Source organism: Leclercia sp. LSNIH1 (assembly GCF_002902985.1).
Classification (GTDB): Bacteria; Pseudomonadota; Gammaproteobacteria; order Enterobacterales; family Enterobacteriaceae; genus Enterobacter.
Map to the genome: position 1 here is coordinate 18,787 of NZ_CP026171.1, position 14,032 is coordinate 32,818.

Below are 14,032 nucleotides of genomic sequence, written 5' to 3' on the forward strand. Positions count from 1 at the left end.
TTTTTTTTCACTTTTTGGCAAAAAAGTTAACTACCTTCTTAGCTCGCATAAACATTTGTTTTTAATTGTTTATTTAATCTTTTAGGTCTGAGCATCAGAACGTTTTGCTTCGCGAAATTCGGAATAAACCCCAAAAGTACCTTTTTAACGAAAAAGTGAGATTTTTTTTTCCGGTAGTATTCACGCACAGATGAAAGGTATGGCAAAAAAGAATACAACGGAGTATCTATGAGTGATCTGATGACTGATTCCCAGCAAACTAACTCACGGGTCTTTAAATCACCCCTCGTGTCATTTTCAACAGTGACAGGTTCCGGCCGATTCGTCAGTGGCATGAAGCAGTTCCGCGACGCGAACCCTGACCTTTGTAATGAAGTCACTGAACAAAAAGCTTGGGCTATCAACCCTTCAGTGGTTCAAATCTCGCCAGGCTTCAACTCCCGTGAGATGGGGATGGGGGAGGCATATTACCAGCTGCCGGAAGTCGTAGATCATCTCAATAACATCAAGTGTGCATTCATCCGGGGTGATTACGTTGACCCTATACGCGTTCTGATCAAAGACGGTATTCCGTACGTTTGCCAGGGCCATTGCCGTTTAAAAGCGGCTTTAATGGCTCAGGCAGAAGGACATACTGACCTCACCATTCTTTGCATCGAGATGAAAGCCGATGAGATCAGCTGCGAACTGACGACAATTGACGGGAACCGTGGTCTGGCTCTTTCTCCAGTGGCACTGGGTGAATCCTACAGACGTCTTCAGGCGCTGGGCGGATGGTCGCTTGATCGTATTGCCGAACGTGAGGGCAAGAGTAGTACAACCATTGCTGCTCTCATTCGTCTGACCGGATGCTCTGTCTACATCAAAAAATTAATCCATGCCGATGCTATTTCCTATGTTGCAGTCCTATCCCTTATTGATGAGTTCGGTGAAACGGAAGCCATCTCTCGTATCGAAAAAATGATCGCCGAGCTTGAGAAAGCTGATTCAAGCGGTATCAAGATTAAGAAGACGCCACGTGGCAGTATTCGTGTTGTCCCTTCCGATTTTAAACCGGCACGTGTTCCACCTGTTCTCGCCACAAAAGCCGTAGAAGGGGTCAAACTCATCACTACGAGTTTGTTGCAGAAACTCGGTGATATCCAACTTCCCGAAGTGACCGACTCCAGCGAAGATGAAGAAATTTCCTTTACGTTGAACCGAAGCATGCTGGAGATGCTCAAGAACCTGCAAAGTGAGATCACTGAAGCAGAAAACAAGCAGCTTCGCCGGGTCGAAAATCGGCAAGCTCGATTGAAAGGGGAGAAAGTGACTTACAAATCCGCGAAAAACACAAATACTGGCGGAGAACCACAATCTGAAGCACCACCAGCACAGGCTTGAATTAAGCATTTCAACTTATGAGTAGCACATAATTAGAAGTACGATATTCAAGAACGAGCCACCCAGGCTCTCGCCCATTGCCCCTACTAAGTAGGGGCTTTTTTTTGTCCTGTCTCCGGCACGCTTTCTCTTCATTAAAACGACATCTGTCTGTCCTACCTCCCGCAGCGCAACTTTCGAGATTTTTATGTCGCCCAACCTATTAGCTTTTTGAACGAGGTTGATATCCTGGTAATAGATAATTCCTACATAAAGGACTGATACTATGTCTGCTGTTGAATCTAATTTCCCCCAAATTGGCGCCCCAGGGAACTCTCTGGTCGCTTGTATGCCCCTAACTGGCCTCAGTGTTAACGAGGATAACTTTCTGCCCGAAATGCGGGAAGAGCTTGGCATCATTGCCAGCCAGGTCGAATCCTATAACGAAGAGCTTAGTTTACTGAGGTCCATGTCCACTCAGTTTATGAAATACGGAAATCAGAAGCTCTATTCCTACCTCTCGGGCTATAACCATCTCATTTCAGAAACAGATGCCCTGTACGCAGAAAATGCACTTCGTTCTGAGTACTGGAAGCGGGTAATGGCCCTTACCGATGTGCTGTCCGTGATGTCTGACGAAAAAAAGAACGAATGGGACAAGCAATTTACTGCTGACCGGTATCACCGGCCTCCGCAAGAGATCCCTGAGTTTACACTCGACGCAGTAGTTGCCACGGTTGTCACATTGCTCAATGACCGGCATCAGTTCATTAAAGAGCGCGTCTATGCCGTTTTTCAATCATTAAGCCGTCACCACAAAACCAATAAAGCTTTTGGTTTCTCAACCCGCATGATCACCGTCGGTGTCTGTGAAGGGGTGAAAGACAAGTGGGTAAAACTTAAAGTTGAATTCAAAGAATCAGGACTCATGCCACTGTCGGAACTGCGGGTGATCTGTTCTTATTTCCGGGGAGAAACAGTTAAACCGGTCTATGACACGAAAAAAATGGTTGAGAATATGGTTGGTCATGCTGGGTTCAGAAATTGGATCAGCCTGGATGGCAACAGTATTCGTTTTCGGGTTTACAAGAATGGTTCGATGCACATTGATGTACATCCTGATATTGCAGAACGGCTTAACAACATTCTTGCTGCCATTGTCCCTCTGGCGCTGCCTACTGAACGCTTAGCCCATTACAAAGCCACGTTGCAGGAGTTCCCGGCACTGAAACGCTGCATCGATTTTCATTCACGGATGCAGCTCGCAGAGCTGGAATTCACTCGGAATGAAAAGGAATGGTCCAGCTGGACATCGCTCGGTTATGCCGGTGAGTTCGCTGATAAAACGCGGCAGGTGAACGCGGAGGTTCTGCGGTTCCTCGGTGCCCGGATTACTAGCTACCATGTGACATTTGATTATGACCCGACCGAAGTGATGCGCTTCATCGGTCATATGGGTGCCATGCCCGATATTGTATCCCACCAGTTTTACCCTTCATCGCTGCGACTCAGTGAATACGTCGCATCCATTATTGCGACCGGGGAGGGGGAGCGACTGCTAGAGCCAAGCATCGGGCACGGGGATTTGCTGCAATGTTTTCCTAAGAGCGTCAACGTTACCGGCATCGAACTGGATACACTAAATTGTCTGGTCTCCCGAGCTAAAGGTTACGATACAACGGAGGCCGATTTTCTGGCATGGTCAGCAGCGAACCCAAATCAGAAATTCGACTGCGTGGTGATGAACCCACCTTTTGCTGACAACCGGGCTAAACTCCATCTACTGGCCGCTGCGTCTCATCTCGTTTCCGGCGGGCGTTTAGCGGCCGTCCTGCCGCTATCCCTTCAGGGGATCGATAACCTGCTGGGCGAGGGATACCGTGCTGAATGGATGGACACCTTCGATAACGAGTTTGACAACACTGCCGTCTCCGTCCGTGTTCTGTATGTAGAATGCCTTTAACTGAAGGAAAGACCATGTCTGAAATCTCACCTGGCCTGCCAGAGGACCAAAATGATGTTGAATTTATGATGGATGATTTCCAGCAGAGCCTGGGGAAAAGTAAACCGGTACATGAAGTGCAATTTCTGGGAGAGTCACCGCAAAGTGAAGACTCCGCCAACGCTGCCGATTCGCCCTGGTTTGAAAACTAACCTGTTAAAGGAGTTGGTACAGATTGCTCCCTTTATGGGCTCCCTACAAGATAGCGGGGAGCCCGAGCAGTGGTTATTACTCAGGATGAGATAAACTGTGATTAATAGTGCATGTTAAGCACTTCGCATTCCTGCTTTTATTGGCGAACATTTCACTCTTTTTTTCTTGTTTTTTATATCCCCTTCCCAGAAAAGTTAGCCTTGCTCACTTGGTATTATTGATACCTGACTGGGGGAGGATAATCATGAAATGCAGGGCGATACTTTTAGCACCACTCATAGCTTTTTCGTTTACGGCACAAGCTGAGATTGCAGAGTTAAGATTCAATGACACTCAGAATCAACCAAAGATTGTTGTTCCATCTGTGCAGTGGATTAATCCAGCAACCTCATTCGAGGCTGATGTAATCTCCGGCTTAGACCGGTACGTCCAGTTGTCGTTACTTAATGTCAACGGTGCAAGCTTGTGGAGCACGAAAAGTAGCAAAGTTACGGTTGATGACCGTATGACCTCCAGTAGCGGGTATGACTATTATGGAAAAAGGTTAAGTGTCCCTGCGTTTGGTGAAGATAATTACACCCTGAGGGAAGTGATCACAGATCTCCAAAATAATGAAATTTCTCGCCGGGACTACGTTATATCTATCGACCGCACTCCCCCTAAAACTAGCACAATTGGATATACGCGAAATGGATGGCAATATGGTAGCGAAGCCATCTTTACCAGCGTTCCTTCAGGTATGCAGTATGCCTCTGTTCAGGCTCTCGTCTTTTCAGGCCTTTCAGACAGTCGCTCTGGTCTCGACCGGGCTGAGTACTTTCTTGTCGATTCGAACGGCGTTGAACGAAAGAGAGGGGCTGTAATTAACCTGGTCGATAATTCAGTAACCGTCCAAAATACTACTGCGAGCGATCCAGCCCTGGCGCCAGCTTCTCAGTCTGAATACCGTATGGGCCTTTATGTTTATGACAAGGCAGGAAATAAAGCATCAGTAAGCAGACAAAGTGTGATTGATCGGGTCAACCCTCCTTCTGTTCTACAGGTGCTTAATACCAGGACAAATACCTGGGAAAACTACTCAGCTGGGATAACTGTTTACAGTAATCCAATATCATTGCGGGTACTCAGGAATAAAAGTAACTTTACTGCTGCTAATAAAACAAGCTTTGGGTGGGCAGATGCCAATTATCAAAGTTCTGACAGCACATATAATATTTATTCGTTCAATTTTGTTTTCCCCAGTACCGGTGATATTTATCACGAATTCCAGACACTTGCGGGAGGCGTTCGTCGGTACCATCACTCTGAGTTATCTTTCACTCCTTCCCCAACCATGGAACTTGCACCAAAGGTCACAAGCAAAGAAATTTTTCGTAGTGATACCGGTAAATGGAGCAGTGCTACTGGGAATGTAAGAACTGCCAAATTTACCCAAATACGCGTGACTACCGAACCTCGTAACTATGTACAACGGGTTGCAGCTAATTCGAACCGTAACTGGTACTGCCTTATCCCGGTAGGAAGCACTGGTTGTACCATGAACGTGGATTATACCTTTACTTCCGATAAGGGGATGCAATACATCCATCTGGTCTCAGGTAAAGACGGTACTGCTATTTATGATAATCTGGCTGGGGCATTCGTAGTGATTTGGGATAACAACCCACCGGTTATTAACGCCGTAAAAATTAACCGTATGGATAAAAATGTAACCATGACGGTTACTGATGATGACCGGATAAATGGATGGCAAATAGGAGCATGGGATACCCGAGAATTTGGCGTGGTGCTTAAAACCGAAACGGGGAATGTGATTGACCTACCCGCCAGGACATGGACAGAGAGTGATTTTAAAACAAAAAACGCGGTCATTTCCTATGCTGATCTGCCGGACGGCAAATATACCGTTCTGTCCGCCTATGCAAGAGATCTTGTGGGCAACACGGCAAACTACGTGATAAATGATTTGCTTACCATTGACTCCACTGCCCCTCTAATTTCCTACCGGTATCTGAATGATGATCCTGAAGGCAAACTGGTTAAGGGACTAGAAAACCTCAGAATTAGTGTAGCTGACCCTTCAGGTGACGCCTCGCTTGAATCACTGGTGTTGAGCGGTGGACCAAACAGTGAACAGGTGACATTAGCTTATTCCAGTCAGGGCTCAGGAGTTTATACGCCAGAGTACCCGCGTATCTTTCCCGTAATAGCAAAAGAGGATGGCATTTATACAATTGAAGCTCACGCAGTCGATGCCTCTGGAAACCGGTCCTCGAAAAAGCTCAATTTCCTCTATCAACCAGCAAACATGATCACTCTGGACAGGCTACGTACCCTTGCTACTGCGGCTGCACTAAAGACCACGGATAACCAGCCACTGGCTTTTATCCGGACAAGCGTACTTCGCCGAAAGGATGGTTCTGTCATTACTGGGCAGTTAAACGGTACGCTGTCCGTGCGGAAAGATGCTGACTTCCCGGTAAGTGTAGCTGGCGTAACCGTTGCGCCAGGAGAGACAAAGGCAATCATTTTTGATATGGGGCAGGGTGAAGAACGTATTTATTCTGTCACACCAGGAAAGAGTGGCGTTTCTGGTACATCTGAGTTTGCCGTGGAATTCCCGCAGTTCTGAATAATTTTGGGGTGTCGTTAAGTCGGCACCTTGCTGAAATATAGCCAAACCTCCACCCATATCTTTCAGTTCCCGCACTGTGGCATTTACATCAAAACATGAATTCTTGCTTACTTGTTCGTGTACGAAAAGTCACTTTTTCTCGTCCTGGTGAAGATCCATCTCAATAGTCAATCCGTTGCCAATTTTTACCTCGCCAAAGTTGTTATAACGGACATTTTCAAAAGTTTAAAGCTATGAAATACCTCTGATAACCAGCAAGGTCAGAAGAAATGATTTTGTAAAATAGGGACAAATACATCCCGGGAGCATCACATGCGTAAAATACTGACAGGCTGTATCATTGCCACGGCCATCTCTTCAACTTATCCGGCGGCGGCTCAGATTTTCAGTTATTCCTATACCGACACCAATCAGCTGGCAATGACGCTTAAGCCTGCAACGCAGAGCTATCTCAATCCGGCTGGCGCCCTGACCCTAAACTTAATTTCCGGTCTAGACCGGTACGAACGTGTGACTGTAACCAGGGACAGTGATAAAAAGGTTATGTATTCGGGACTAACGGCCAAGATAAGTGTTGCAGACCGCATTGTTGCTGCCGACGGCACAGAGTATTACGGAAAGGACATGGGGTTACCTGCACTTGGTGAAGGGTCTTTCACGGTAATCAATGACACGCTAGATCTCCAGCAAGCCGTCGTAAGTTCCACAACGTATCGTTTCACCATCGATACTACAGCGCCGAAGTACACCAGCATATACCCAAGCCAGAACGCAGGCTATGACATGGTCCTGAGTGGACCACTTTGGGAGCTCGGTCGCGGAGGTTCTGGCCAGTTTTCCATCTTTGCTGACGGCGTTGATGATGCGTATGGCATAGACAAGATCCGGTTGGTCATCAAGCGCAGCAATGGAACAGTCGTTTCCGATAATACACTCAGCTACGACACGGCGGCAAAACGTGCCTTTTACCCCTGGATAAAGGAAGCGGTCACTCAACCTGGCATGCCCACCAGCGATCTCAATGAAGAATTCACCTTCAATTTTATCATCACTGATAAGGCCGGAAACACGCTGAATATTCCTCCGCAGCGCTTTTTATTTGATGACCAGATAGGTGAATATACGCCCTTTGCGGTCCATGACTCACGAGTCAGTACGAGTGTGGTTCCAGGGATCTCTTCAGGGTACGTACCGTTTGTGCGGGGGCTCTCTGTACTCGAAAACCCGTACCGGATGGTCATTCGTATTCCCCGAACTAACTGGCAGCCATACCGTAACGGCGGCATCACCATTCTTAACAATTATGGCGGCTCTAAGGTTATTTCAGAAGACACGACCTATGTGTACGTAGAAGTGAAGCTCCCACAGGGTACTCTGGATGGAAACTACTATCGCCCTGTGAACAGGTACCAATGGGCCGGTGGCGGTCTGACTCAGTACGCCTCCTGGCTGAACTGGGACCCGGCGGCGGTAAAAAGTCCTGCGTGGGGGAGTCCTGCGATTGAGCGACAGAAGTCTGACGGCACTTGGTTCAATAGCGTCGACTGGAAAAATTTTCTGGCTTCAGATATGCCGGTGAACCTAACCAAGATCCGTTTCACTGTGCAAGCACGCCCCTACGAACAAGCAATTACCGGCAGTGCCACCTGCAAGATCCCTGCCGGGTCAACGTCGTGTACTGTCGACCTGACACAGGCGATTACAAACGGTACCACCGGCTATATACATACTGCCTATGAAGTGCGTTCGACAACCGAGTCCACCTTCTTCATGCCGCTCTGGGAAAACATCGCCTGGCATACAAAGGGGCCCACAGTTACTGGCTACAACTACAATGATGCGACCAACATTCTTCAGGTATTCGTCAACGAGCCAGGAGACGGATGGTATTTCGATGCCGTTAAACTGAGCCGGGTGTGGTTGTCTGACAAATCCCGCAATAACGCGGATATCAACGTGACAGGAAAACAAACGGGGCGTAACACAGCAACCGGGAATTATACTTACGACTTCAACCTGAAACAGATCCCGGAGGGCAGCTATAACGTGCAGCTCAACGCCCAGGATTCTTTCAGCAACACGGGAAGCTTAGCCTACAAAACCGTGACGGTCGATAACTCGCCGCCGTCCATCAGTATCAACTACGAAAACAAACCTATCACCAGCAACGTGACAGTGTTCGGCTTGGAAAACGTCCGAATTCAGCTCGCAGATACTCTGACCAAACCCTCGTTAACTCGCATGACGCTTCGAGGTGGACCGGTATCTGATGCTGTTGAGTTGTCCTGGGTAAATCTCGGAAATGATCTCTATACACCGAATTACCCGAAGATCTTCCCGTCACTTAATGACGGTGAAACCTACACGTTGACCGTGTATGCCAAAGACGAGATGAACAACGTTAAAGAAAGCGCCGTCGAATTTAACTACCTGCCGAACAACCTGGTACGTCTGGAGAACCTTAAGACCATCTCCGTCAGTACCGCCCTGAAAACGTCCGACAACACGCCGCTGGCTGTACTGTATGCCAGCCAGCTGCGCAAGAAGGACGGTTCTATCGCAACAGGGAAACAGGACGCGATACTGACGGTACGTAAGGATGCGGCCTTCGGCGTTACGGTGAATGGGGTTTCCGCAGCACCAGGGGAGAGCAAAAACGTTCAGCTGGATCTGGGTCTGGGTGACAGCCGCAGCTTCCCGATTTTCCCATCGATTTCCGGCGTCAGCGGAACGTCAGAATTTATGCTGAATATCGAGGAACTGAAGTAAAAGCGAGGCAGGGTGACCCGGTACCGGGTCACCCTTTCAAGGTAATGGCACCGCGATGATGATTATCCCATCTTATCCAGATTCCGGTCACAGGTTTATGCACCGTTTTTGTGGATAACCTGATGTCCCATCACTAAAACCGCAAATGAAACTGGCCTGCCGCTCTCTGCGGATCTGCCCATACACCTACCCGTCAGCATGGATCAACACATCATTCACCCGGCATAGTGGATTTGGGCAACTCTCCTAACCGGGAAGCGTGTTGCTTTTCATCTTTAGCCACGAAAACCCATCCTTAAGAGGCGCCTAAACGGGAGGCTTTTTTATTTCACCATGACTCCAGCACCGAAATTCGCTGGACTACGCTACAGCCCGATACAGCAGGTTTATCAATGACTTAAGCGAGTTCAACATATGCCGGTGCTTTCCGAAACCTGACCTGACTTCCGACCGCCTGACTCCTATCCGGCCCTTGGAATCCAGGTCTTTCCAAGGAGTCATCATGGCTAAGATCAAACTCACTAAGTCCGCTGTCGATGCGGCGCAACCCCAGGCAGAGGCCGTCGAACTCCGGGACACGCTGGTCCCCGGCTTCCTGTGCAAGATTACCCCGGCGGGTCGCAAGGTGTTCATGCTCCAGTACCGGACGAACGCTGGCGAGCGCCGCAAGCCCTCGCTAGGACTGTACGGGGAGCTGACCGTCGAACAGGCGCGGTCGCTGGCGCAGGAATGGCTGGCCCAAGTCCGCCGAGGCGGAGATCCCGCCGCAGAGAAGGCGGAGGCGCGCCAGGCACCTACGATCAAGGAGCTATGCACGAAGTTCATGGAGGACTACTCCAAGAAGCGCAACAAGCTCAGCACCCAAGCCGGCTATCAGGCTGTCATCAATCGCAACATTATTCCGCTGCTGGGACGCAAGAAAGTTCAGGACGTGAAGCGTCCTGAAATCGCCGGACTGATGGAAAAGCTTTCGTACAAGCAGACCGAGGCGAACAAGGTATTCAGCGTCTTGCGCAAGATGTTCAACATGGCCGAGGTATGGGGCTATCGGCCCGACGGTACCAACCCTTGCCGTCACGTCCCGATGTTCCCTGCCGGCAAATCGACTCACCTCATCAGCGACGAAGAAATGGGCAACCTGTTCCGACAGCTCGACAAGATCGAGTCGGAGGGGCTGGAGAACTACGTCATCCCTTTGGGAATCCGCCTGCAGTTCGAGTTCGCCGGCCGCCGCTCGGAAATCATCGCGCTGGAATGGAACTGGGTTGACTTGCAGAACCGGCGCGTCGTCTGGCCTGACAGCAAGACAGGCGGCATGTCTAAGCCCATGAGCGAGGAAGCCTATCGGCTACTCTCGACGGCACCCCGGCAGGAGGGTAGCCGCTATGTGCTGCCTTCTCCTAGCCACGCTGGCAAGCATCTAACCACGGGCGAGTATTACGGTGGCTGGAGCCGTGCGCTCAAGGCGGCTGGCGCTACGCACGTGGGCACGCACGGCATCCGCCACCGTTCGGCGACCGACATTGCCAATTCGGGCATCCCGGTCAAGGTCGGCATGGCGCTAACGGCGCACAAGACCGTCGTCATGTTCATGCGCTACGTCCACACCGAGGATAAGCCGGTGCGAGAGGCGGCCGAACTGGTGGCGAATCGGCGTAAGACGATCACCGGGATGCAGGGAGCCAAGGAGGTGGCCGCATGACCCGGCGCAAGGCATCCGTCTCAGCGCCAGCAGCGCCGCCCGCGCTGCTGGGCGACATCCGGGCACTGATCGAAGCGTCGCGCCAGCGCGTCGCCTCGGCGGTCAATGCCGAGCTGACATTGCTGTTCTGGCGCATTGGCCAGCGCATCCATACGGAAGTGCTTGCCGGGCAGCGGGCCGGGTACGGCGACGAAATCCTGCCGACCCTGGCGGCGCAGCTTGTCCGCGACTACGGACGTAGCTTCGCGGACAAGAACCTGCGCCGGATGGTGCAGTTCGCCGCCACCTTCTCGGACGAGCCAATTGTCGTGACGCTGTCACGACAATTGAGCTGGTCGCATTTCGTGGCGCTGCTGCCGCTAAAAGACCCGCTCCAGCGGGACTACTACGTGCAAATGGCCAGCGCCGAACGCTGGAGCGTGCGGACGCTACGCGAGCGCATCGACTCGATGCTATACGAGCGCACGGCGCTGTCCAAGAAGCCGGACGAGACGATCACGCAAGAGCTGGCGGCGATGCGCGATGCGCAGCGCATGTCGCCGGCGCTGGTCATGCGCGACCCGTACATCCTCGACTTCCTGGGCCTGCGCGATACCTGGCAGGAAGGCGACCTGGAAGCCGCGATCATCCGCGAAATGGAGTCTTTTTTGCTGGAGTTGGGCGCGGGCTTCTCTTTCCTAGCCCGGCAGAAACGCATCCAGATCGACGACGAGGATTTCCACCTGGACCTGCTGTTCTATAACCGCAAGCTGCGGCGGCTGGTGGCGGTGGAGTTGAAGATCGGCGAGTTCAAGGCAGCATACAAGGGGCAGATGGAGCTTTATTTGCGTTGGCTCGACAAGCACGAACGCGAACCGGAGGAAGCCTCGCCGCTGGGCATCATTCTTTGTACCGGCAAGAAGTCAGAGCAGATCGAGTTGCTGGAGCTGGACAAGTCGGGCATCCACGTAGCCGAATACCTGACGACCCTGCCGCCGCGTGCGGTGCTGGGGGAGCGGTTGCAGCAGGCGACCGAACGGGCGCGGTTGCAGATCGAGCAGCGGCAGCCTGGCGAGAAGTCCTGACAGCAGCATCTGTCCAACCGTACACCCAAACCACAGCACGAGCATGTGGCAACGGATCTCTTGCTCTATCGAGGCTCCATGCTAGTGTGGAATCGCCATAGGCCGATAAGGAACTGGCCTGCGGCTCAAGGATGCACTGGGGCTAGTGGGCGCGAGCGCCCAATCACATGATTATCGCGGGCAGCAGCGCCATGTTCTATGCCGATCGCTGTTTTAATTAAATATCTCAAACTATAAAGTCAGTTAATTTTTTCAAAATATTCACGAATCAAGTCATCATTTTTTAAATACGAATCGAGAACCTGAAACAGAAAAAGATCCCCGCTAATATTTATATCAAACGGGATCATTGAGTTATCTATTTTGAATGTCTTTATTTTTCTATGCCCCTTGATGTTGGCATTGCTCAATCTTTCTTGATAGCTATCCAACGTATATACGATAAATTCGTGATCCAAGTGAGTTATAAAAAAATCATCGCCTTTTGAACTGTATTCAAGATGGATGACTTGCGTTACGACGTCGTCGCCTGCCACCTCAAAGTCCTCCATCAATTCTTCAAAAGTCAAACTTAGCTTCTCTGCGTCATGGTGAATCCATAGATTGTTCTCATATTTATCGGTGGAGTAGAACTTTGACAATCTAGGAAGGGAAGATATTTTCAATCGCAACGGAGCGCCAAACTCCATCTCCTCCATTGCAGGGACATAATCGGAGACGTAATCAATCCTGAATGCTATTTCGGACAGCATTCCTTTTTCAATGAGTTCCTCGATAGAGGTAAGCAGCTTCCTCGGAACTTTTATCCAGAAGTGTCGCCCTATGCGTTCATCGCGTATTGTCTGACTATCCTTGTCGTTGAATATCTGAATATTCTCGTTCAGGCTGACAAGACTATATTTAGAGAACTGAGCATCTTCCTTTCTTATGTCAATTCCAATTTTCTCGTACTCACGTTCAACTACCTTGGAATATTTTAGCTCCAGCATCTCAGCCCTCCCCATGATTGATTGGTGCTTGGAATAAAAAATGCAGCCAATGCGATAATTTGCGTAATTTTCTTTTATGTACGAAACACCATCTTCGTCATGGATATGCTTGTAGGAATTGTTGAGAATTTCTAGCGATCCCGGATACTCGTTGAGATAATTATTTAAGTAGTCCATTAAATGCTGGATTGTCTTTATAGCCAATCGCTTGTCCACTAAATAGCTGCGCGGAATAGTAGATCACTGAAAGGGAACTCAGCCCGGATTGTGCGATCTGATCAATCGCCAAACCAACCAAAATCACCAACCGGGCTGAGCGATGCCGATCATAGTACCAATACCCCGTGGCGAACGACGCCTGATGCAGAAAGCTATTCATAAAACGCGTGATAAAAATCATGCCCGCAGACTCACGGCCATGCTAATGCTTCATCGGGGTGAACGGGTCAGCGATGTTGCCAGAACTCTCTGTTGTGCCCGTTCATCCGTTGGTCGCTGGATTAACTGGTTTACGCACTCAGGTATTGAAGGCCTGAAATCCTTACCCGCAGGGCGCTCCCGACGCTGGCCTTTTGAACATATCTGCACCCTGTTACGTGAGCTGATAAAGCATTCTCCCGGCGATTTTGGTTATCAACGTTCACGCTGGAGCACCGAATTACTGGCATTAAAAATCAATGAGATAACCGGTTGCCAGTTACATGCAGGAACCGTTCGCCGCTGGTTGCCATCTGCGGGGCTTGTATGGCGCAGGGCCGCGCCAACTCTGCGTATCCGTGACCCACATAAAGATGAAAAGATGGCGGTAATCCACAAAGCGCTGGATGAATGCAGCGCAGAGCATCCGGTATTTTATGAAGATGAAGTGGATATCCACCTTAATCCTAAAATCGGTGCGGACTGGCAGTTGCGCGGACAGCAGAAACGGGTAGTGACGCCGGGGCAGAACGAAAAATACTATCTGGCCGGCGCACTGCACAGTGGCACGGGTAAAGTCAGCTACGTGGGCGGCAACAGCAAAAGTTCAGCGCTGTTTATCGCTCTGCTGAAGCACCTGAAAGCCACTTACCGGCGGGCGAAAACAATCACGCTGATCGTTGATAACTACATTATCCATAAAAGCCGCGAAACACAGCGCTGGTTGAAAGCAAATCCCAAGTTCAGGGTAATTTACCAGCCGGTTTACTCGCCGTGGGTGAATCATGTGGAACGGCTATGGCAGGCACTTCATGACACGATAACCCGCAATCATCAGTGCCGCTCAATGTGGCAGTTACTGAAAAAGGTCCGCCATTTTATGGAAACCGCCAGCCCATTCCCCGGAGGAAAACATGGTCAGGCAAAAGTGTAGCGGTA

At 50.1% G+C, this 14,032-nt stretch carries 9 protein-coding genes; 8 read left to right on the forward strand and 1 reads right to left on the reverse strand.

Going from position 1 to position 14,032, the window contains the following annotated elements; translation table 11 throughout:
* Window positions 1–228: 228 nt before the first annotated feature.
* The 7 genes from C2U54_RS25235 (at window position 229) to C2U54_RS25270 (ending at window position 11,687) form a co-directional block, all read left to right on the forward strand.
* Entirely contained in the window at window positions 229–1,383 is a 1,155-nt protein-coding gene (locus C2U54_RS25235) for a ParB/RepB/Spo0J family partition protein (protein WP_022652146.1), read from the forward strand.
* Window positions 1,384–1,648: 265 nt separating this feature from the next.
* Complete coding sequence (locus tag C2U54_RS25245) at window positions 1,649–3,325, forward strand: DUF4942 domain-containing protein (protein ID WP_015063091.1); 1,677 nt, start codon at window positions 1,649–1,651, stop codon at window positions 3,323–3,325.
* Window positions 3,326–3,339: 14 nt separating this feature from the next.
* Complete coding sequence (locus C2U54_RS25250) at window positions 3,340–3,516, forward strand: hypothetical protein (RefSeq protein WP_022652145.1); 177 nt, start codon at window positions 3,340–3,342, stop codon at window positions 3,514–3,516.
* A gap of 245 nt (window positions 3,517–3,761) precedes the next feature.
* A complete protein-coding gene (locus tag C2U54_RS25255; protein ID WP_022652144.1) occupies window positions 3,762–6,149 on the forward strand; it encodes an Ig-like domain-containing protein in 2,388 nt (795 codons plus the stop codon).
* A gap of 315 nt (window positions 6,150–6,464) precedes the next feature.
* The gene (locus C2U54_RS25260; protein WP_022652143.1) at window positions 6,465–8,921 is read left to right on the forward strand and encodes an Ig-like domain-containing protein; all 2,457 of its coding nucleotides are present in this window, start codon (window positions 6,465–6,467) and stop codon (window positions 8,919–8,921) included.
* Window positions 8,922–9,423: 502 nt separating this feature from the next.
* Complete coding sequence (locus tag C2U54_RS25265; RefSeq protein ID WP_022652142.1) at window positions 9,424–10,623, forward strand: tyrosine-type recombinase/integrase; 1,200 nt, start codon at window positions 9,424–9,426, stop codon at window positions 10,621–10,623.
* Window positions 10,620–11,687, forward strand: coding sequence for a PDDEXK nuclease domain-containing protein (locus tag C2U54_RS25270; RefSeq protein WP_004883035.1), 1,068 nt, complete (start codon window positions 10,620–10,622; stop codon window positions 11,685–11,687). The genes C2U54_RS25265 and C2U54_RS25270 overlap by 4 nt, the downstream gene beginning before the upstream one ends.
* 239 nt (window positions 11,688–11,926) lie before the next feature.
* Here the strand turns inward: C2U54_RS25270 and C2U54_RS25275 are convergent, their stop codons facing one another.
* Entirely contained in the window at window positions 11,927–12,892 is a 966-nt protein-coding gene (locus tag C2U54_RS25275; RefSeq protein ID WP_052958985.1) for a hypothetical protein, read from the reverse strand.
* A 103-nt stretch (window positions 12,893–12,995) separates the two neighbouring features.
* On the opposite strand from C2U54_RS25275, the gene C2U54_RS25280 reads away from it, so the two are divergent.
* A complete protein-coding gene (locus C2U54_RS25280) occupies window positions 12,996–14,027 on the forward strand; it encodes an IS630-like element ISEc33 family transposase (protein ID WP_040113301.1) in 1,032 nt (343 codons plus the stop codon).
* Window positions 14,028–14,032: the final 5 nt, after the last annotated feature.